Raw genomic sequence first — 18,793 nt, 5'->3', positions numbered from 1 at the left:
TGCACATGAACCGCTATCTCACCGTTATCAAGCCTGGCATTGTGATGGGCAATCTCATTTCAGTCGCAGGCGGTTTCTTTCTGGCCTCGCGTGGTGAGATCGACTGGGGGCTGTTTCTCGCGACGGTGATAGGGCTGTCGCTGGTGGTGGCGTCGGGCTGTGCGATTAATAACCATATTGACCGGGACATTGATGCAAAAATGCGGCGCACCTGTCATCGTGTGACGGTGACGGGTGAACTGTCCGCTTCAGCAACACTGTGGTTTGGCATTGTCCTGGGCCTTGCCGGTGTCGGCCTGTTGGCGGCGTGTACCAATACGACCAGTGTGAACTTTGCCGCGCTGGGGTTTGTCGTTTACGTGGGGGTTTACAGCCTCTACATGAAGCGGCATTCGGTATACGGCACGCTGGTGGGGAGCCTGGCTGGCGCTGTGCCACCGGTTGTTGGGTATTGCGCGGTCACCGGGCAATGCGATGCTGGCGCGTTGATTCTATTGGTGATGTTTTGCCTTTGGCAAATGCCGCACTCTTATGCCATTGCCATCTTTCGCTATCAGGATTATGAGGCAGCCAATATTCCGGTGCTGCCGGTCGCGAAGGGGATCGGTAAAGCCCGGCGTCATATTGTGCTTTATATTGCCGTGTTTGGTTTGGTGACAGTATTGTTGCCGCTGAGTGGCTATACCGGGGGCGCGTTTATGCTGGTGGCTTGCTGCACCAGTCTGTGGTGGCTGGCGATGGCGTTGCGGGGTTATAGGCCGGAGGTGGATTTTGCGGGCTGGGCTCGTCAAGTCTTCGCATTTTCCATTGTCACCATCACCGCATTAAGTATAACGATGGCGCTGGACTTCAAAGCGGTGGCGCCGCAGCTATTGGTGCTAAACCCATAGCGCCCAGGCCAGGCGCCAGGGCGCTATCTCACTTACAACCAGCGCGGCACTCGGCGCTGGTACTCAAGGTATTGCTGACCATATACCGAGGCCAGTGAATCTTCTTCTCGGTGCGCCTGACGGATGATCACGGATACCCCCACCACGAGGCAGATGAGCGTAAAAATGCTGGGAAGCGCCAGGAAGAATCCTATCTGGCCGAGGATCACACCGATGAACAGCGGGTTGCGCGAGCGAGCAAACGGCCCCTGGATCAGTAAAGGTTTAAGCTTGGTGGAATCGATGCCCGAGCGCCAGTCTTCACGCATATAGGAGTGTACGTAACCAATCACACTATAAGCACTCAATAAAATGGCGACACCCAACAGAAGCACAGGGGCTTTGTAAAGGGGGCTGATGATGCCGAGCCAGGGATCGACAGGGAGAAAGATACGGATCACGCATACGCCGAGAATTGCGGCGCGGAACAGGTTGAAAATATGCCGGTTCCACCAGGTGCAAGAGCCTTTTTCCCCGTATTGGATATGGCTCAGTTCTGAGCGGCGCCATAAGCCGAGGCAAATACTGGTATAGCTCAAGCCAATCAGTAAAAAATAAATACCGAGGAAGTGTCGGGTTAACAGCTCGACATCGGGCATAAAATCGCTCTTCTTCTGAGATTGAACCACTATCGCAACGCCGATCGCTTCCTTCTTCAGGCTTATGAGTGTTCCGTCCTGACGTTAAGTCCGGTTGGATAATAGTCTATCGGCTGTATAAAACGCCACAACCTATGTTAAGTCACTCTCCCGGCAACCCTGGTCGTGATGGCGATGCCCGAGAGGTTGGAAAATTTCAAAATCTTCCGTGAAGCCTTGTCAGCCCAAGGGGTGGGCGCTAGGATTAACGGTTCGTTTCGCAACCGAGCATGAGCCGTTCATGGAACAGACTTTAGAGCGCCTCCGCAGGGCGCACCAACCGGTTCCCGTCCCGTTGGAGCTTCCCGGCGAGGATGAACTGGTTGAAGTGGAAGAAGAGTTGTTGCTGCCGATTCCCCGGGAGATGCGGCGCTTTTTGCTGACCGCCAGTGATATTGTGACGGGCTCTCTGGAGCCGGTGACCGCTGCCGACCCTCATTCCCATACCTATTTACCGGAAGTCGCTGCTGTGGCCTGGTCGATGGGGCTGCCACGTTACCTGCTGCCGTTGTGCGAAAGTCACGGAAATTACTACTGTGTCGAGCCGGAAGGTGAGGTTCTGTTCTGGCGCGAAGGTGAACTGACGGACGAGGCCTGGGATGATGTCTGGCAGTGGGCCCGGGAGGTCTGGCTGGAGAGCTAGCCCTGTCCCCACTGCTTTGCAAACCTGTGAAACAAAGCCGTGGGGACAGGGGTCGGCTGACAGATTAATGCCCGCTGGGATTTCCGGCGCCTTGGGGGAAGCGGATGCTCTCCACCATATCCTGTACATGCGGAGGCGCATCGGGGGTGAAGTACCGTACGGTCAGTGCCACCGCCAGATTCAGCAGCATTCCCACAAAGCCAATCCCCTCCGGTGAAATACCGAGTAACCAATATTCCGGTGTGTTGGGCAGCAAGGGGGCAAAAAAGACCCCCTTGAAGATCAGGATATAAGAAGCGGTAAAAACGAGGCCGGTCAACATCCCCGACACCGCGCCCCATTTGTTCATAGGCTTGAAGAATATCCCCATGATGATGGCAGGGAAGAAGCTCGCCGCTGCCAGCCCAAAGGCAAAAGCCACCACTTCGGCCACAAAGCCCGGCGGATTAACCCCCAAATAGCCAGCCAGGCCAATCGCTCCCGCTGCTGCCAACCGTGCAGCCAGTAGCTCGTGTTTTTCGGAGATGCGCGGCATGAGGTTGCGTTTGAGCAGATCGTGGGAGATCGATGTGGAGATCACCAGCAGCAAACCGGCGGCGGTCGATAACGCAGCGGCAAGACCACCGGCGGCGATCAGGGCCACCACCCAATTGGGCAGTTCGGCGATTTCCGGGTTGGCCAGTACCATGATATCGGGGTCGATGGTCATTTCGTTGCGCGCATCATTGCTGTAAAACATCCGGCCATCGCCGTTGTGGTCTTCCCACTGAATCAGCCCCGTCGTTTCCCAGGTTTCCACCCAGTTGGGCATTTCCGAACGAGGCACCCCCTGGCTCTCAGGGCCGTTGAGGGTTTCGATCATATTGGTGCGGGCGAAAGCGCCGATAGCGGGTGCCGTGGTGTACAACACCGCGATAAACAACAGTGCCCAGCCGGCGCTTTTGCGCGCATCCCGTACCTTAGGGACGGTGAAAAAGCGCACAATGACATGGGGCAAGCCTGCGGTGCCGACCATCAATGCGGCGGTGATACAGAACATATCAATGGTGGACTTCTTGCCTTCAGTGAAAGCCGTAAAACCCAGCTCCCGGCTGAGGCCGTCCAGTTTGTCCAGTAGATAGGTACCTGAGCCATCCGCCACGGTATCGCCAAAGCCCAGCTGTGGAATCGGGTTGCCGGTAATCATCAGGCTGATAAAGATCGCCGGTACGGTGTAGGCGAAGATCATCACCACATATTGGGCGACCTGGGTGTAAGTGATACCTTTCATACCCCCCAGAACCGCGTAGAAGAACACAACGCCCATCCCGATAAGCACACCGGTGGTGACTTCGACTTCCAGAAACCGGGAAAATACCACGCCCACACCGCGCATCTGACCGGCGACATAGGTAAAAGACACGAAAATCGCACACACCACGGCCACGGTCCGTGCCATTTGCGAGTAGTACCGGTCGCCAATAAAGTCCGGCACCGTGAATTTGCCAAATTTACGCAAGTAGGGCGCCAGGCATAGTGCCAACAGCACATAACCGCCGGTCCAGCCCATCAGATACACGCTGCCATCGTAACCGAGGAACGCGATCAGGCCCGCCATGGAAATGAAAGAGGCGGCGGACATCCAGTCGGCCGCCGTGGCCATGCCGTTGGCGACCGGATGCACTCCGCCGCCAGCGATATAGAATTCGCCCGTGCTGCCAGCACGAGACCAAATGGCAATACCAATATAGAGCGCGAAGGTCGCGCCAACGACCAGATAGATCAACAGTTGAGCAGACACGGTTTATTCCTCGTCTTCCCGGACACCAAAGCGGCGATCCAGCCGATTCATCTGGTAAACATAGACGAAAATCAGGACAAGAAACGTGTAAATAGCGCCCTGTTGGGCAAACCAGAACCCTAGTTTGAAGCCGCCAAGACGAAATTCGTTAAGCCAGTCCACCAGCAAAATACCGGCGCCGAAGGAGACGATAAACCAGATACTCAGGAGAATGGCCAGTAGCCGAATGTTGGCCTGCCAGTATTGCCGGGCGGCCTCTTTGGATGCAAATGCCATAAAACAGTCCACTTCTTATGATTATTTAGACCGTAAGTGAAAAGCAAAACGCCCCCGGTGTCAATCCACGGTTAGGGTGACGGCGGCTCCTCCAAAGGCGGCAGCTCGGTCGGGATCTCGATAGAAGGTTCAGCGGGCGCGATGGATTCGGTCGACGCCTCAGGTTCCGGATTCGCTGGCGATTCAGAAGCAGATTCAGGTGGCGAACTACCCTCAGGCTGGAAATGTGGTGTTGATTCAGGTGAAGAGTCCGGCTCTCGTGGTGGGGGCAGATCTTCTTTAAGGACGGGCTCCGCATTCGCACCGACTACCTCGAAACGCAGTACGCCAATCATTTGGTTCGCCTCGGTGACCACTTGCACCTGCCAGCGACCGATTGAGTCGGCCGGGAAATTCTTTTTGTGCGTCCAGGCCCGATAACCCTCCTGGCGGCCACCGCTGATGTCCAGGGCAATGCGATCCACTACCTGACCATTACGCCGCCACACGTGATAGATTCGCTCGTTCAAACCGCGGGGCGCACGAATGGCGGTGTAAGCGTACAGCCCCTGGCGGTGCAAGGTTTCATCCGTGAGGGTTTGTACGGACTCACCCGGAGTTTTCTCCAGGACGTCGATATCAAAGCTGATGGACACATCAGTTAACCACAGTGTGGCGGGCGGCACCCACAATCGGCCATACCAGCCGACAACGCCCAGCGTGGCGACCACGGCCACCAGCGCGAGACCCCGCCACCAGCGCCGTGGGGGCAGCGCCTTGATCACACTGGGAATGGCCAGCACGACAGCAGAGCCCAGCGCCCAGGGATAGCTTTGGGCGGTGCTCAAATGCAGGATGATCGGGAGCGCTGTCAACAGCACGGCAAACAGCGTCAGTGAGTGAAACGCTAAAAAAATCCAGCGACGCCTTGCCAAGTGGTTGTAATAAATTGGGTCGATTACCGAAACCAGCGCGGCGGCACTGATCAGCCCCATAAACACAAGTTGACCGCTGTTCCAGGTCAGTGTGAAAAAGAAAAAGGGCAACACAAAAAACAGACTTTCCTGATGCACCATTTGCGTTAAAAAGTGCAGGGCAGGGCGAGGAACCCGCACCCGCAACAAACGCAACGCATTGCGGCGCAAGGTGTTCTCGAACATCAGCCCCAGCCAGCTGGCCAGCATCATCAACGCCACTACCTGCGCGAGCACCGGTTTGCGCTCGACCAGCAGGAAGCTGGCCGCGCCGGAGATAAAACCGGCCAGCGCCAACGCCCGCGGGTGGCGACGGGCCAACTGCACCAGTCCGCTGACCAAGCGGCGATACAAGGCGGGAGGTGGGTTTACGGCCTCTTTGATGGAGTGGTTGTTACTCATGCGATCCATGGCCCTTATTATTGCACAGCGAGACGGGAACCAAGATCACAGCGTGTTTATTGTGTGAATTCGGCGAGTGTTTTACGTCTTGGGAAACACGATACACGGTGGGGTTCATAGCCATAACCAGCCCAGCAGCAAAAGTAAACCGCTGATCCAGGCGCTGAGCAAGACTGGCTCTTGCTGCCAAAATCGGTTCCAGCGCCGCTCCCAGTGTCGCCAGCGTCGTTGCCGTCCGGCCGTGGAAGCCGTAAGGGAGGCACCCAGACCGCCGCGCAACCATCGATGCAGACGCAGAGACAGTATCGGACCCGGGGAGGGGAGCTGTTGGAGTACCGTGGGCACCCGGCCCAACGTGCGTTGCCAGCTCCAGGCGATGACCGCCGCCAGCCCCAGCGGCCATATCAGCGCGAACAGGTTTTCCAGGGAAAAGCTGTACCAATGTGCCTCCCGCAACGGTGGCCAGCTCCAGGGCAGCACTACACTGGCCAGTGCTAATAGGAACACCGGTGAAGTCTGCGTCGCGGCGGTGGGCATGCCATGTGGCGCAGGTCGCATCAGGTAGAGCGCCCGCATCACAACAAGCGCCGTGCACAGTGACCCGACGCTCAGTAGCGCAATGCCAGCCTCCCAGCTCGTTTCGCCCAGTAATGACTTCAGTTCCACCTTGGCGGCCGCCCCGGAGGTCAGTGGCAGCCCTGCCAACGCCAGGGCCGGCAGCCACAACACGAGCCAGAGCCCGCGCGACAGACTACCCGCGGCGGCAAGCCCCGCACCGAGAAACAGAGAGCCTTTGGCCAAACCGTGGTGGACGGCGTACAAACCCAGCAGTGTTGCCCAGGCAGCGCGTTCCTCGGGAAAACGCCAAGCCAGCGCCACAATGATCAACAGATACCCCATCTGACTGACCGAGGAAAACGCCAGTGCGGTTTTGGCCTTGGTGGTCAACAAGCCCACCAAGGCGGCGTAGAAAGCCCCCGTGAACCCAGCCGCCAGAAGCCAGGGGCTCCAGACGGAGAGCACGTCGCTCTGTACGGGCAAAAACTGCCACAGACCCAGAAAGCCCGCTTTGAGCATGGCGCCGGAGAGTACGGCACTTGCCGCGGGTGGCGCGACCGGATGGGCCTGTGGCAACCAGAGGTGAAGCGGCCAAAAGCCCGCTTTGAGCCCGAAACCGACCAGCAGCAAGGCGGCGGTCAGTGGCTGCACGGCGATGTTGTGCCAGTCGTTGAACGCACTGGCACCGCCCGTTTCGTGCAGGCGCAGCATCAGTCCGCCGTAGAGCAGCATTTCCCCAAGGACCGCCAACTGCAAATACAGCCGTCCAGCGCGGCGAGCGGACGGGGTGCGAGGCTGGATAACCAGGCCATAGGCGGCCAGGCTCATGAGGGTAAATCCAATGTAGAAGCTGATGGCATCCGCCGCGATGATCAGCAACAGGTTTCCGGTTAAGGCAAGCAGCCAGAACCCGCAAAAGGGGCCGGGCCGGGGTTCGCTTTGCAGCCGCTGCCCAGCATACAACCCCGCCAGTGACCAGAGCGTGGCGGTAAACAGCAGCAGGGTACGTCCCAGCGAACCGGTATCCCCCCACTCGGCACCGGGCCATAACGCGGTGGCTGGCAGGGCGTCAGGCCAAAGAATGCCTGCCAGCAGGGCGGGCCAGGGGGCCACCGTCAGGTACAGGCGCATCCGTTTCCAGTGCGCCTGCCCTGACAGGTGACCCGCCAGCGTCAGCCACGGAGCCAGCGCCAGTGGCAGCAGTATCACGATAAGCCAGAGCAGCGGCATCAGACGTCAAACTCCCGTTCCACAATAAAGCGTGCCCAGGCCAGTGGGCTGATGTCCAGGCCGGCCAGCAGCCCGACCGCCAGCGCCAGGCCTGCGGTGAACACGGCCGGCCACAGCATCATCCAATGGCACTCCCGTCCCAGTGCGCGACGCGGCGCTTGTGCGATGTCCCGGGAGGGGACGGCAAACCAGCCGCGATACAACAGCGGCAGGAAGTAGGCGGCGTTGAGCAGCCCGGAGATAATGAGCACGCCCAATACCCAATCGTACCCGGACTCCAGGGCACCGAGGCCCAAGTACCACTTGCTGATAAACCCCGCGATGGGCGGTACACCAATCATGCCGAGCGCGCCGATCGTGAACGCCAGCATCGTGAGCGGCATACGGCGGCCCGCGCCGTCGAGTTCCCGAATTCGGTGAATGCCCAGCTGTTCGGCGAAACTGCCGGCACAGTAAAACAGCGTCACTTTCATTAACCCCTGGTGCACCAGGTGAACCAGAGCACCGGTCGCCGCGAGCGGGCTTAGCATGGCAATACCGAGCGCGATATAGGACACTTGGCTGACCGTGGAAAATGCCAGTCGTTTTTTCAGCTCCTGTTGGCGCAAGGCCTGAACCGAGCCGTACAAAACGGTAAAAGCAGCCATCCACAACAACGGTTCGTTGAGTCCCAACGCCGAAACGGTTTCCACACCGAAGACATCGTAGACCACCCGGATCATGCCGAACGCGCCCGCTTTTACCACCGCGACGGCATGCAGCAATGCACTCACTGGCGCGGGGGCGACCATGGCGTTGGGCAGCCAGCTGTGCAACGGAAACAGCGCGGCTTTGACACCCATGCCCGCGATCAACAACACAAACGCCAGCGCTAAATGAGCGCGGTTCTCCGAGGTGGCGGCAAGATAACCGCCCTCCACGAAGTTGGGGGTCCCGACCAGACTGTGCAGCACCGCCGCGCCCAGTAAAACGAAGGCACCCCCGGAAACGGTGTAGGCGAGATAGCGCCGCCCGGCGCGCAACGCTTCCGGCGTGCCTTTGTGCACCACCAGCGGAAAGGTGGCCAACGTCAGTAACTCGTAGAACAACAAAAAAGTGACCAGATTGCCCGCGAGGGCCAGCCCTACCGTCGTGCTGACACACAAACTAAAATACCCAAAGAAGCGCGATTGCAGCGCTGTGCCTTTGAGGTAGCCGATGGCATAGAACGTGGTAGCCAGCCACAGCACCGCCGATAGCGTGACAAACTGTAGCGCCAGCGCGTCCCCTCGCAGAACCAGACCGCCGCCGGGCAAAAACGGTAAGGAGAAACGATAGCTATGCCCTTGGCTCACGCCATACAGCATCCACACGACCAGCACCAGCTTGATGAACACCCCGGCGATATTCAACGCGGTACGCAAGGTGGCTTGCCGGTCAGATAGTGCAAAGATCAGTAGCGCCGGAATCAGCGAACTGAGCACAATCGCCAACGGCAGAAACTGAGTGCTCAGCGGCAGAGACTGAAGGAAGGGAAACGTCACGGGGTTCCTCCCAGCCAGACAATCAGGGACTCGCTGTTGAGCGCCATGCCCCACACCAGCAATGCCGGGAGCATCGCCAGCCACTGCCCGAGCGGATCGGCGGAGAGCGGGCGGCGGCTGTCATCCACCCGGTAAAAGGCCGCCGCCACCGGACGAAAAACGTAGGCGGCGCTGGCCAGTGTGCCGAGTAAGACACCCATTGCCCACCACCAGCGCACCGGTTCGGCAAACAGTGGCATCAACAGCTCCCATTTGGCGATAAAGCCACCACTGGGGGGTAGGCCGATCAAGCTGCCTCCGGCCACGGCAAACGCGAACATGGCCACGGGTAGCCGCTGGGTTGCACCGCGCAGAGCGCTGACGCGGCGGCTGCCAACGGCGGCTTGCAGCTCCCCGGCGGAGAGAAACAGAGAGACTTTGGCAAGGCCGTGGGCCATGACAAACAACCAGAGCGCTTGCTCCAGTGAAGGGGTTTGCCAGCGCAGCAGCAGACCGAGTGCCAATAAGGCATAGCCCAGCTGTGCGACTGTGGAATAGGCCACGAGATTTTTGATAAACGGGGTGCGCAGGGCTGCCCAGCCACCCAGCAAGAGCGCCGCGATACCGGCTACGGCCATCATCAACCCCGCAGTGGGCCGCAGGCTTTCCGGGGCCACCTGGGTCCACAGCAGCCAGAGAATATACAAAGGCCCTTTAACCACCAGGGCAGATAGCAGAGCGCTGACGGCCGCAGGCGCACTGGCGTGCGCGCCCGGAAGCCAGGCATGAAGCGGCCACAGGGCTCCTTTGATAAACAGGCCCAGCGTCATGGCCAGCAGTGCCATTTGCGTGGCTGGTGTGGCGTCGGTGTGGCCGGCCAACGCATCAATATCCATGGTTCCGTACTGGCCATACAGCAGTGCGACACCAAGTAGGTAACACAGCGATCCGGCCAGAGAGAGCATCAGGTAACGCAGCGCCGGGATGTAGGCCTTCGGGCCGGAGAGAGTCACCATCGCCACCGCCGCCAGCCCTAGCAGTTCCAGGGTGACGTACCAGTTGAACAGATCGCTGGACAGCCAGAGCGCATTCAGACAGGCGTGCAGTAGCGAGGACAGTGGCCAAAAATCGCTGTCACGGGTTTTGCTATGGCGTGCCAGCCAGGCGTAAAGCGCCACCAGTACCTGTACCAGGGCGGTGAACACCAGCAACAGCGCGTTGACCGGAAACAATGAAAAACGAATGCCCAGGGGGGAGTCCCAGCCTCCCAGATTCAGTGTCTGGGGGCCGCCATCGAGCACCGATTGCAGAGCGAACCCGGCGGCGACAAGACTCAGGAGTGCCCCGGTCAAGGCCAGCGCGCCAGAGCGCCGGTTTAGCAGTAATAACAGAAGCGCCGTGACCAGAGGGGCGCTCAGGCTCACCAGTGCCCAGTTCATTGGCCACCCTCTGAAGCGCGCTTATCGCGAGACTGAGCACCGCTGATCAGGCGCAACGCAAAAGCGGTAGCACTGGCAGCGACCACCAGCCCTGTTACCACCATAGCCTGTAACACGGGATCGACCGACTCACTACGCCGCGCCAGTGCGATCATAACCGTGAACACGCCTGTGCCCATGATGTTGATGCTCAGCAGGCGTCGAATCGGTTGCTGCAAGCGCAGCAACCCGTGCAGCCCGACCACCCATAGAGCGACACCAATGATTAGAAACCACAGGGGTTGAGTCATGAGCGCAGTTCCTTCTCGTCGGCGACGGCCAGCAGCGTCAGAGTGATGGCAATGGAGAGCGTGGCGGCGATCTCAATCAACAGAATCAACGGTTTCGCCCAACCATCGGGGTAATTCAGCCATCCGGGCCCGATCATCGCTGTGCCGATGGCGACCAGTACAAAGAGGCTCAATCCAGCCAATACGCTCAAGCGGAGTAGCCCTCGCTGCCAGTGCAGCGAAGGGAAAAAGCCGTTTAGTCTCAGAATGATTGCCCCGGCGGCCCACAATGCGCCCGCCTGAAATGCACCGCCCGGTGCGTCAGCGCCTCGCCACAGCACATAGGTGCCCAGCAGCAGGGAAATTGTTGCCAGCCACTGACTCCAGCCCAAGAGCAATGGCCACGGAGGAGGCAGACGAAGGGCGGGCAGCTGAACCTGACGGGTGCCGAGCAGGGCCAATAGCACCACCAGCAATTCGAGCAAGGTATCCCAGGCTCGAAAGTTCAACAGCACGGCGGTTACCGGGTGGCTTACGCCACTGGAGTTCAGGGCGTCTGCCACGCGTTCGGTCATGGACGTATCCATCGTGGCCAGCGGCCATACGGCGTAAACCAGCAGTCCGAACAAGACGATGCCAAGTCCGGTGGCCAGTAATGTGCGAACATTCCAGGCATCGTGTGTATGCTCGGGCCGACTGTACCTGAGCGCGTTCATCAGCAATACGCCAGTGAGTCCCGCCCCGATGGCCGCTTCGGCCAGTGCCAGATCGGGCGCGTTCAATCGCGCCCAGGTAAAAGCGGCGAGCAGTCCGAAGCCAATAAAAGTGACCACGGCGGTGAACAGGGTTCGGGCATGCAGCGCCGCGATGGCCACGCCGATTAGCAAGGTGCCGAGGATGATATCCAGTAGCCACTCAGCCATCGTTGTCCTCCCGTTGGCGCTGATAGCGCGCCAGCACCTGGCAGGCGGTGGCACCGGAAGCCATGACCAAGAGCCATACCAGCAGCATTTGACCCGCCGAGTGCCAGTGAGGCTCACGCAGGATCAGCCCCAGCACGATCAGGCCCAAACCGAGGGTGTCGGCTTTGGTGACGGCATGTAAACGGCAAAAACTGTCGGGCAAACGCAATAAGCCCAGCGCGGCGACCAAAGAAAAGGCCGTACCGATCAGCAGGAAAATCGCGCCGATGATGTCAAGCATCGGACGAGCCCCCGTCATCCGGCCCTTGTTCGGTTGATCCTTTCAAGAGTTGCACCAGCGCCGCCGATAACACGGCGGCCAGCAAGGCAAGGATCAGGGCCACTTCGCGCAGGGCGGGGGTATTGGTGAGTGGGGCAAGCAACAGCAGGGCGGCGGCGCCAGTGGTGCCAAACAATTGGACAGCCAGCAGGCGATCCGTGCGAGTGGGGCCGCGTAGAATTCTCCAAAGGGCCGGTACCAGTGTGAGAAGCAGCAATGCCGCCAGTACCCACAGCAACGTCATAAGCGCTCCCCTAGTAACCGCTCCAGGTGCCACTCCAGCCGGGCGACGGTGGATGACCAGGGTTGCCGACTGTCGAGGATATGCAGATGAAGAATGCCATTGTCAAAATGCGAGGCCATGGTGCCGGGTAGCAGACCGACCAGCGCGGACAGCATTAAATGCACTCGGGGATTGTGGCTATGTAAAGAATACGTGTGCCAGGCCGGATCAATGGGGACTCGGGGATGAAGTATGCGGCGCGCTACGTCCCAGGCGCCCAGGGTGAGTTCACGTAAAAAGAAAGCGATGAACGCGGGCAGGTGCCTCCAGCGGAGCGAGGGCCAGGGCAGGGGCAAACGCCAGGCCAATGTGGCGGCGGCTAACGAGGCGGGAACGCCAAAGGCCCACCCTTCGGCGCCGCTGATTACCGCCCACAGTGCGGCAAACAGCAGTAGCCAGCGAATGAAAAAACCGGCGCTCTGGCCTTGAGGCATTGCGGTCACTCCGACTGTCATAGCCGGAAATATTACGCAACACTGAGTAACAACTCAATTGTTAACGGCGCTCCAGGCTGGCCTGAAAGCGAGAAAGTAACTGAGTATATGTCGGGTCCGCCACCGCGCTGACTGACAGCCATTCGCGTAACAATACCGCCGGTTCGTCGGAGGACTGGCCCAGCCCCTGCTGTAGTTGTTCCATTTGGAAGGCCATGCGCCGGGCTTTGTCTTCCTCGGGCGTGGGCTGTTCAGCGAGGATTTCGGCACGGATGCACAGTCGGCGCAGGGTTTCCTCGTTGTCGGAAATGGCCGAGGCAGATAAACGTTGCGCTTCTTCCAATCGATGCCGAAGAGTGGCTTCGGCGTCTGCTGGCCAACGTTCTACGGCATCCATGGCGATCTCGGCTTCTTCCCTCGCGGCGGTTGCATCACCGCCTTCCAGTGTGGCCAACTCCAGGGCACGGATCGCCTCGGCGGCATTGAACAACTGTTGCCGTTCCCGCTCTTGCTGTTCGGTGCGGGCAGCGCGCTGTTGTTGCTCGATGGACTTCAGCGCTTTTTGAAACGCACTGTTCAGTGCCGGAGCCTGACTGCGGGGTAGATTGTTGAGGTTGCGAAACGCGGATTTTAGCTGTTCGGTTTGGGTGCGGCGCTCTCCCGGCGATTCACTGCCTCGGGTCGCCAGTGATTGTGCCTGCTCAATCAACGCTTCCGCTTCCTTCGCCTGGGCCTGGCGCGCTTCGTCGGCCGCCGCAAACTGTTCCTGACGCCGCGAGAAGATCGCGTCGCAGTGTTGCCGGAACTGCTTCCACAGGGCCTGGTCTTCTCGGGGACGACATTGTCCCGCTTGTTTCCACTGGGCCTGTAGCTGCTTGGCCCCTTCGATAGCGCTGCTCAGATCTTGCTGCTCGCTCAATACTCTGGCCTGTTCTACCAATGCTTCCTTGGTGGCACGGTGAGCATCGTAGGCCTCGCTGAGTTTGGCGTGCAAGGTGTCCATCAATGGCTCGAAGGTTTGCTCCTGGGCTTTGATCGCCTGTCTCGGCACTGGCCACGCATCGCGCCATTCGCGACGGGCCTGCTTGAGCGTGTGCTCGACATCTTTCCATACCGGCGTGTCCCAGTGATAGTTGTCGAGGTACAGCCGGACCTGAGCGATCAATTCATCGCGTTTGGCCTGATTGTGTTCCCGCTCTCGAGATTGGGCTTCGAAGAATTCCTTGCAAGGCTCAAACGCGCGGTGAGACGCTTCCTGAAATTGTTGCCAAAGGTCTTCATCGTGGTGGGGCACACCTTTGCTGACTTCCCGCCAGTCATCCTGCAAGTGATGAATTTTGCGGGCCAGCTCCTCCGGATTCATGGCGTTGTGCTCCAACGCCTGCATTGATCGAATCAGTGCCTCTTTTTTTGGGGTAACGGCAAACTCGTGCCAGTCGCTCAAGCGTTCAATGGCGTTGTCCAGCTCTTCCAGTTTACTCGACAGGTGCGGTGGGAGGTGGTCCAGCTCTGCGCGTTTTTCTTCGGTCGCTCGATGCAACCCTCGCGCCCGACGTACCTGTCCACGACCGGCGGCACTCAGACCCTGGCGGGTCAGCCCCTCAAGTTCGCGCACCTGTTTGCGGCGGAGGCGTTCGTTGGCCCGCACGATTTCTTCGGCGCTGCGCAACGCTTCCAGCGCGGAGCGGATAGTGTCCGGAGCATCATGCCACTGGCCTGCGCCTTTGAGTAAAGGTTTGAGAGCATGTTGAGCCTGTTCGCGCTGTGTCTGATCGTCGCTGTTCAAGCGTTCGACCCAAAGCGGTACGCTACCGCGCTCTCTCAGACGGGCCAACAGGGCGGTGACATGCCGATGTTCCTGCTCTAATGAGGCGAGCGCTTTGTGGGTCGGAATGGTGTGGTGCAGGGCCGCAATGGCGTCGCCAAGGGTTTGTAGCTGCACGTCCCAGTCGGACTGGTTCAGTTGCTCGGTGGTGGCTTGATACAGTGCCCAACGTTGCTGCTGCAATTCGGCTTCCAGGGCGTTTAGCTGAGCGTGTGACTCGGCGAGGTGGGCGGCCTGGGCCTCATCCCGAGCTGCCAGTTCCGCCGTTTCGGCGGCGCGCGCATCGCACTGTTGTTGCCAGAGCCCTAGTGCGCGTTGATAGCGGTTGACCATGGCCTCTGGTGCGGTGATCGGCAGGCCGCTCCAATCCTGTTGCAGTTTGGCGAGTTTTGCGTCGAACAGCGGGTCGTTTTCCAGGCGAAGAAGCTGTTCCAGTTTGTCACAAATAACCCGTGCCTGAGCTTCGGCTTGCGCTTGTTGTGCGTCCTCCGCTTTGAAAGCCTCGAGACGCTGTTTGGCCAGTTTGTACACGGTTTTGTCACGACCCTGGGCGGCTTTTTGCAGTCGTTCCAGCTCGGGGCGAGTGGTGATTTTTTCGGCGGCGGCGAGACGAATCTGAATACTGGCGCCGTGCTCGGCCACATCCAGCAGCAAGGCAGGCTCACTGAGCCGGGCCAATACTTCCTGGCCAGCACGCAGGGAGTAGCTGCTCAGGGTCAGTAATACCTTTTCATCGTTGACGGCGGCGGCGAGCGTTTCCAGTGAGAGGGCTTCATCCTCCAGCAATTGACCGAGACGCTTGCGGGCCGCCTGCTGAATTCGGTGGTTGCCGGTGTCGTCCGTCGCGATGGTGAGCAGTGCGGGGCTGTAGGAAAGTCGTGCCACCACGGCTTCACGTAGCGCCTCCTGAGCATCACTCTGCGCCAGGGCCACAAGCTCGGTGTCAGTGCGGCCGTCCAGTGACTGAACCTGTTCTTCCAGGGACGGTTGGCGGTTACGACCGCCCAGTAAACGCTTCAATGGTGACATAAGAATCCAGGCCTGCTCAGTCGATCAAGTCGTATTGTTCCTGCAGGGTTCCGATGATTTCGGCGCGCGGATGCTCTGGCCGAGGCAGCGGGCGCCCGGTGATCTTTTCCGCCAGTGCGATATACGTATCGGATACACGTTGCATGATATCGCGAGGCAGCACCGTGTTCTCTGCCAGGGTGGTGCGCTCTTCCATGCGGGACTTGTCCAGCAGAACATCCGGGTCGTCGAAGTAGTGTAGCAACTCCTGGCGAAACGCCTCTTTGGATTGCTCTACGACCTCGCCCGTCCGGTAGTGGGCACCATCCCAGATACGGGAGGAATCGGGTGTGCCGACTTCATCCATATAGATGAGTTTTTCCTGTCCCTCGGTATCGCGGACATAACCAAACTCGAATTTGGTATCGACAAAAATCTGGTCGACATTGGCCAGCGCATCGGAAATCACCTTGAAGCCCTGGCGCAGCAGGGTTTCGTAGGCGTCGATATCCTCTGGCCGACGGAAACCGAACGCCTGATGATGGCGCTCAAGGTCGGCGCGGCTGACGTTGACATCATCGGCCTCCGGGACGCCTTCGAGCCCTTTGAGAACCCCTTTGGTCGACGGTGTAATCAGCAGTTCGGGCAGCTTCTGGTCGCGCTCCAGCCCCTCCGGCAGGGTAATGCCGCAAAACGCGCGTTCGCCTTTGGCGTACGCGCGCCACATGGAACCCGTAATGTATTGGCGACCGATGGCCTCTATCATCACCGGGTTGGCTTTCTGCACAATCCACACCAGTGGGTGAGGGATATCGAGAATATGGCTGTCGGCCAGACCGGCTTCCCGGAAGCACTGGAACCAGTGATTGGAAATGGCGTTGAGCGCTGCGCCCTTACCGGGAATACCGTCCAAGCCGCCTTCACCTTTCCACAGGCATTCGAAGGCGGAAATCCGGTCGCTGATCACCATGATGGCCAGCGGTGTATCCGGCGCGACCGGGTAGTTTTTCTCCTGGATTAACCGGGCGCTGTCGGCGGCGGTCAGCCAGTAGACCGAGCGTACCTTGCCGCTGTGCACGGGTTTGTGCGTGCGAATGGGCAAATCATTATTGACGGCCAGTACGGCATCGGCAATAGGCATAGCGTCGAATTCCGGGTTGGTCACAAGCGGTCGCGGCCGAGGCCGCCTCAGCGCCGGATGATAGCAGATTTGCGGCGGGCGGTGTCTTCCTTAGCTTTGTTGAATCGCTGCTCCAGGGATCCGGGAGTGGTGGCTGGAGAGTTCGCCAGTGGTGGGCCACCGTAACGGCGGGAAGTGGCGGGTCAGGGTTGCGCTCCCGGCCTCTGTCGTGGCCTGCTGATAATCGGCTTGAGCCTCGGGGCTCAGCTCCAGCGTTACGCTGTTCAGAATAGCGTCTTGAAGTGCCTGTATGGGGGCCGTGTCGAACGCGGGGTTCAGGTGTTCATCCAGGCTGTAGATGTCCTGGCGCATCGAAATTTCGACGAAATGTTCTTTGGTGATTGGGAAAAAAAGTAGCTGTCTGGGGGACAAGCTTTTACTGCCGTTCGCGTTTTGATTATAGATTTTGCAGTTGGCACTGAACACAGGAAGGTGGTCATGGACTTGCCACTCTGCGGGTCCCCAATGGCGAGCAACGCCGTTGTCCCACTGTCGATGACCAAACCGATCGTTAAAGTAAGTGGTCAATAGGGTTTCAAATGCCCTGGGGTGGAAAAAGGACGCGTCAGGGAGCGCGTGATCTTTCTCGCGGCCCACAATGTTAACGCTCATAAACAGCTCGGCTTTTGCCCCGGTCATCCAGGGACCCCAAAAAGTCCAGGCTCGAAAAAACGGACAAACGGCTCCCCAGTGATTGTTGGCCATGACACCCGATGAATAGTTTCTGAAAACGCCCTCGGATAGAGCGTTACTATCAGGCAGTATCCGCTTTTGCTGAATCTCTCTGTACGACGGACGGTGTGAGGGTGCTCGGAAGCGCAAGTGGCTCTCTGAGATGAGTAAGTCTATGAGCGGTGTCCTTCGTCCGAAGGGTGGCCCCTTAGGTGTGCAGTCAATCTGCTGTTTACGCCACTCAATAGGTAAATACTTGATGCAGTTCCACATGGTGTTATGTCCGCTGCTACCGTTTGAATTGGTGGGTGATGCGTTCCTTCAGGCTTTGACCAATACTGTACGCTGTACCGGATGCACCCACTACGCCGCTGGTTCCGGTCACAATTGTGGCAATGCTTGCCACCACAGGGATGGATGCGCCGAGGCTCGCAGCGCCCATGCCTGCCAAGCCAGTCACGGCAGCTGCACGGGTGATGCCATTGATCCAGACGTTGGTGTGGTAATGGCGATCATAAGAGTCTCTTTTATGAGCCAGCCGCTCAGAGGCCACTCGAGCTTGGCTGAAGGCGCCGACAGGGCTCCATCCTGTATTGGCGGCCTTTTTACCCAAGTTCAAATCCAACTGATGAGCCAGTCGCACTGCGTCCCCTGGCGACGTGGTGGCATGATCCAGATAGATGGTGTGACCGTTAAGTGTTACGCCTTTATCCGCAAGCATTCGCATGGCTTGGGTTAATACGCTGGAACCGCCACGGTCGGCGACCCATTTGATCCCTGTGAGAGATTGGGCGTCCCCCATGCTTTTCGCGAGTAGTACCGCTGAGCCGTAGGTGTTGGTTTGACCAACGGCATTGTACCTGAGCAGCCCCCCTTGTCGATGGTGGCCAGGGGTGAAGTGTAGATCGCATCCGCCTTCTTTGATATCAATGGCGGCCAAGCCCAGCGCTTTAACGATAGAAGGCATGATTTTATTGGCCGCTTTTTGGGCGGAGCTGTAGCCGGAGTCTGATATTGAGACTGTTCGGTTGTCTTTGGCTAAAACATGGCCGTTTTCAACGAGTGAGGTTTGCCAGTTATCGAGATCGGCTTCAACCCTGTAAAGTCCCATCTTGGTGTCATTTTGGCTTGTCGCGTCGAAATACATCGCATCCAGCGCAAGATCCACCAAAATATACTCATCGTTTGGCCGCCGTTCCAGTGTGGCTTTCAGCCCGGGCAGGAAGACATAAAACGAGCCGTCATACCGACACTGGTCGGTGGGTTTGACGTAAATATTGGTTTTCTCGGAGAGTCCGCTGCTCAGAGCCGTTAGCTCTTTAATGGCAATTCTCGCCCAGTGGTTCTTGTGTTGATGGGCGTGAAGTTTATCGTACGCGGGCTTGATGTTCGGTGTGCAGCGAACTTTCTTGCCTGCATGTTGACCAGCAATGAGCGGGTATTGGGATGAGTGAGTGATGTCCATATCCAGTCCTTTTGCGATCCGTTGGTGTAGCCACGAATTGTAAACCCGAAGGTTTGTGAAGGGCT

Annotated in this window: 18 protein-coding genes; 2 read left to right on the top strand and 16 right to left on the bottom strand. The window is 58.8% G+C overall.

What is annotated here, in order from left to right; translation table 11 throughout:
* Window positions 1–5: 5 nt before the first annotated feature.
* Complete coding sequence (cyoE, locus tag ACQCLF_RS01270) at window positions 6–890, top strand: heme o synthase (RefSeq protein WP_426984419.1); 885 nt, start codon at window positions 6–8, stop codon at window positions 888–890.
* A gap of 32 nt (window positions 891–922) precedes the next feature.
* Here the strand turns inward: cyoE and ACQCLF_RS01265 are convergent, their stop codons facing one another.
* Window positions 923–1,528: a methyltransferase family protein gene (locus tag ACQCLF_RS01265; RefSeq protein ID WP_426984417.1), complete on the bottom strand. Its 606-nt coding sequence runs from the start codon at window positions 1,526–1,528 to the stop codon at window positions 923–925.
* A gap of 280 nt (window positions 1,529–1,808) precedes the next feature.
* Here ACQCLF_RS01265 and ACQCLF_RS01260 point away from each other — a divergent pair, with 280 nt between their 5' ends.
* Window positions 1,809–2,210: an SMI1/KNR4 family protein gene (locus tag ACQCLF_RS01260; protein ID WP_426984416.1), complete on the top strand. Its 402-nt coding sequence runs from the start codon at window positions 1,809–1,811 to the stop codon at window positions 2,208–2,210.
* 64 nt (window positions 2,211–2,274) lie between these two features.
* Here ACQCLF_RS01260 and ACQCLF_RS01255 read toward each other — a convergent pair whose 3' ends face one another.
* The 15 genes from ACQCLF_RS01255 to ACQCLF_RS01185 form a co-directional block, all read right to left on the bottom strand.
* The gene (locus ACQCLF_RS01255; protein ID WP_426984415.1) at window positions 2,275–3,990 is read right to left on the bottom strand and encodes a sodium:solute symporter family protein; all 1,716 of its coding nucleotides are present in this window, start codon (window positions 3,988–3,990) and stop codon (window positions 2,275–2,277) included.
* 3 nt (window positions 3,991–3,993) lie between these two features.
* Window positions 3,994–4,266: a DUF4212 domain-containing protein gene (locus ACQCLF_RS01250; RefSeq protein WP_426984414.1), complete on the bottom strand. Its 273-nt coding sequence runs from the start codon at window positions 4,264–4,266 to the stop codon at window positions 3,994–3,996.
* A gap of 71 nt (window positions 4,267–4,337) precedes the next feature.
* The gene (locus ACQCLF_RS01245) at window positions 4,338–5,621 is read right to left on the bottom strand and encodes a DUF5924 family protein (protein WP_426984412.1); all 1,284 of its coding nucleotides are present in this window, start codon (window positions 5,619–5,621) and stop codon (window positions 4,338–4,340) included.
* A 114-nt stretch (window positions 5,622–5,735) separates the two neighbouring features.
* Window positions 5,736–7,409, bottom strand: coding sequence for a complex I subunit 5 family protein (locus tag ACQCLF_RS01240; RefSeq protein WP_426984411.1), 1,674 nt, complete (start codon window positions 7,407–7,409; stop codon window positions 5,736–5,738).
* Window positions 7,409–8,932, bottom strand: coding sequence for a complex I subunit 5 family protein (locus tag ACQCLF_RS01235; protein ID WP_426984410.1), 1,524 nt, complete (start codon window positions 8,930–8,932; stop codon window positions 7,409–7,411). Before ACQCLF_RS01235 ends, ACQCLF_RS01240 begins: the two co-directional genes overlap by 1 nt.
* Window positions 8,929–10,350 (bottom strand): complex I subunit 5 family protein, encoded by a 1,422-nt coding sequence (locus ACQCLF_RS01230; protein ID WP_426984408.1) that lies wholly within the window; start codon window positions 10,348–10,350, stop codon window positions 8,929–8,931. The genes ACQCLF_RS01235 and ACQCLF_RS01230 overlap by 4 nt, the downstream gene beginning before the upstream one ends.
* Window positions 10,347–10,640, bottom strand: a complete 294-nt coding sequence (locus tag ACQCLF_RS01225; protein WP_426984406.1) for an NADH-quinone oxidoreductase subunit K — start codon at window positions 10,638–10,640, stop codon at window positions 10,347–10,349. Before ACQCLF_RS01225 ends, ACQCLF_RS01230 begins: the two co-directional genes overlap by 4 nt.
* The gene (locus tag ACQCLF_RS01220) at window positions 10,637–11,542 is read right to left on the bottom strand and encodes a hydrogenase subunit MbhD domain-containing protein (RefSeq protein WP_426984405.1); all 906 of its coding nucleotides are present in this window, start codon (window positions 11,540–11,542) and stop codon (window positions 10,637–10,639) included. Before ACQCLF_RS01220 ends, ACQCLF_RS01225 begins: the two co-directional genes overlap by 4 nt.
* Entirely contained in the window at window positions 11,535–11,822 is a 288-nt protein-coding gene (locus tag ACQCLF_RS01215; RefSeq protein WP_426984403.1) for a cation:proton antiporter, read from the bottom strand. Before ACQCLF_RS01215 ends, ACQCLF_RS01220 begins: the two co-directional genes overlap by 8 nt.
* Window positions 11,815–12,105, bottom strand: coding sequence for a monovalent cation/H+ antiporter complex subunit F (locus ACQCLF_RS01210; RefSeq protein ID WP_426984402.1), 291 nt, complete (start codon window positions 12,103–12,105; stop codon window positions 11,815–11,817). Before ACQCLF_RS01210 ends, ACQCLF_RS01215 begins: the two co-directional genes overlap by 8 nt.
* Window positions 12,102–12,578, bottom strand: coding sequence for a Na+/H+ antiporter subunit E (locus ACQCLF_RS01205; RefSeq protein WP_426984401.1), 477 nt, complete (start codon window positions 12,576–12,578; stop codon window positions 12,102–12,104). The genes ACQCLF_RS01210 and ACQCLF_RS01205 overlap by 4 nt, the downstream gene beginning before the upstream one ends.
* Window positions 12,579–12,639: 61 nt before the next feature.
* Window positions 12,640–15,432, bottom strand: a complete 2,793-nt coding sequence (locus ACQCLF_RS01200) for a DUF349 domain-containing protein (protein WP_426984399.1) — start codon at window positions 15,430–15,432, stop codon at window positions 12,640–12,642.
* A gap of 16 nt (window positions 15,433–15,448) precedes the next feature.
* Window positions 15,449–16,552 carry a phosphoribosylaminoimidazolesuccinocarboxamide synthase gene (locus ACQCLF_RS01195; protein WP_426984398.1) on the bottom strand — a complete coding sequence of 368 codons (1,104 nt, stop codon included), beginning with the start codon at window positions 16,550–16,552 and terminating at the stop codon, window positions 15,449–15,451.
* Window positions 16,553–16,642: 90 nt separating this feature from the next.
* Window positions 16,643–17,203: a hypothetical protein gene (locus ACQCLF_RS01190; RefSeq protein ID WP_426984396.1), complete on the bottom strand. Its 561-nt coding sequence runs from the start codon at window positions 17,201–17,203 to the stop codon at window positions 16,643–16,645.
* A 349-nt stretch (window positions 17,204–17,552) separates the two neighbouring features.
* Window positions 17,553–18,728 (bottom strand): hypothetical protein, encoded by a 1,176-nt coding sequence (locus tag ACQCLF_RS01185; RefSeq protein WP_426984394.1) that lies wholly within the window; start codon window positions 18,726–18,728, stop codon window positions 17,553–17,555.
* Between the last annotated feature and the right edge of the window lie 65 nt (window positions 18,729–18,793).

The sequence above is a fragment of the Marinimicrobium sp. ARAG 43.8 genome, from assembly GCF_050113635.1.
Classification (GTDB): domain Bacteria; phylum Pseudomonadota; class Gammaproteobacteria; order Pseudomonadales; family Cellvibrionaceae; genus Marinimicrobium.
This window is presented reverse-complemented; position numbering and strand designations above follow the sequence as displayed.

What these genes read in the sequence shown, in the direction of transcription:
- ACQCLF_RS01195 (WP_426984398.1), bottom strand. Translation starts at nt 16,552, where the DNA reads ATGCCTATTGCCGATGCCGTACTGGCCGTCAATAATGATTTGCCCATT.
- ACQCLF_RS01220 (WP_426984405.1), bottom strand. Translation starts at nt 11,542, where the DNA reads ATGGCTGAGTGGCTACTGGATATCATCCTCGGCACCTTGCTAATCGGC.
- ACQCLF_RS01245 (WP_426984412.1), bottom strand. Translation starts at nt 5,621, where the DNA reads ATGAGTAACAACCACTCCATCAAAGAGGCCGTAAACCCACCTCCCGCC.
- ACQCLF_RS01240 (WP_426984411.1), bottom strand. Translation starts at nt 7,409, where the DNA reads ATGCCGCTGCTCTGGCTTATCGTGATACTGCTGCCACTGGCGCTGGCT.
- ACQCLF_RS01185 (WP_426984394.1), bottom strand. Translation starts at nt 18,728, where the DNA reads ATGGACATCACTCACTCATCCCAATACCCGCTCATTGCTGGTCAACAT.
- ACQCLF_RS01260 (WP_426984416.1), top strand. Translation starts at nt 1,809, where the DNA reads ATGGAACAGACTTTAGAGCGCCTCCGCAGGGCGCACCAACCGGTTCCC.
- ACQCLF_RS01215 (WP_426984403.1), bottom strand. Translation starts at nt 11,822, where the DNA reads ATGCTTGACATCATCGGCGCGATTTTCCTGCTGATCGGTACGGCCTTT.
- ACQCLF_RS01225 (WP_426984406.1), bottom strand. Translation starts at nt 10,640, where the DNA reads ATGACTCAACCCCTGTGGTTTCTAATCATTGGTGTCGCTCTATGGGTG.
- ACQCLF_RS01200 (WP_426984399.1), bottom strand. Translation starts at nt 15,432, where the DNA reads ATGTCACCATTGAAGCGTTTACTGGGCGGTCGTAACCGCCAACCGTCC.
- ACQCLF_RS01205 (WP_426984401.1), bottom strand. Translation starts at nt 12,578, where the DNA reads ATGCCTCAAGGCCAGAGCGCCGGTTTTTTCATTCGCTGGCTACTGCTG.
- ACQCLF_RS01210 (WP_426984402.1), bottom strand. Translation starts at nt 12,105, where the DNA reads ATGACGTTGCTGTGGGTACTGGCGGCATTGCTGCTTCTCACACTGGTA.
- ACQCLF_RS01265 (WP_426984417.1), bottom strand. Translation starts at nt 1,528, where the DNA reads ATGCCCGATGTCGAGCTGTTAACCCGACACTTCCTCGGTATTTATTTT.
- ACQCLF_RS01230 (WP_426984408.1), bottom strand. Translation starts at nt 10,350, where the DNA reads ATGAACTGGGCACTGGTGAGCCTGAGCGCCCCTCTGGTCACGGCGCTT.
- ACQCLF_RS01250 (WP_426984414.1), bottom strand. Translation starts at nt 4,266, where the DNA reads ATGGCATTTGCATCCAAAGAGGCCGCCCGGCAATACTGGCAGGCCAAC.
- cyoE (WP_426984419.1), top strand. Translation starts at nt 6, where the DNA reads ATGAACCGCTATCTCACCGTTATCAAGCCTGGCATTGTGATGGGCAAT.
- ACQCLF_RS01190 (WP_426984396.1), bottom strand. Translation starts at nt 17,203, where the DNA reads ATGAGCGTTAACATTGTGGGCCGCGAGAAAGATCACGCGCTCCCTGAC.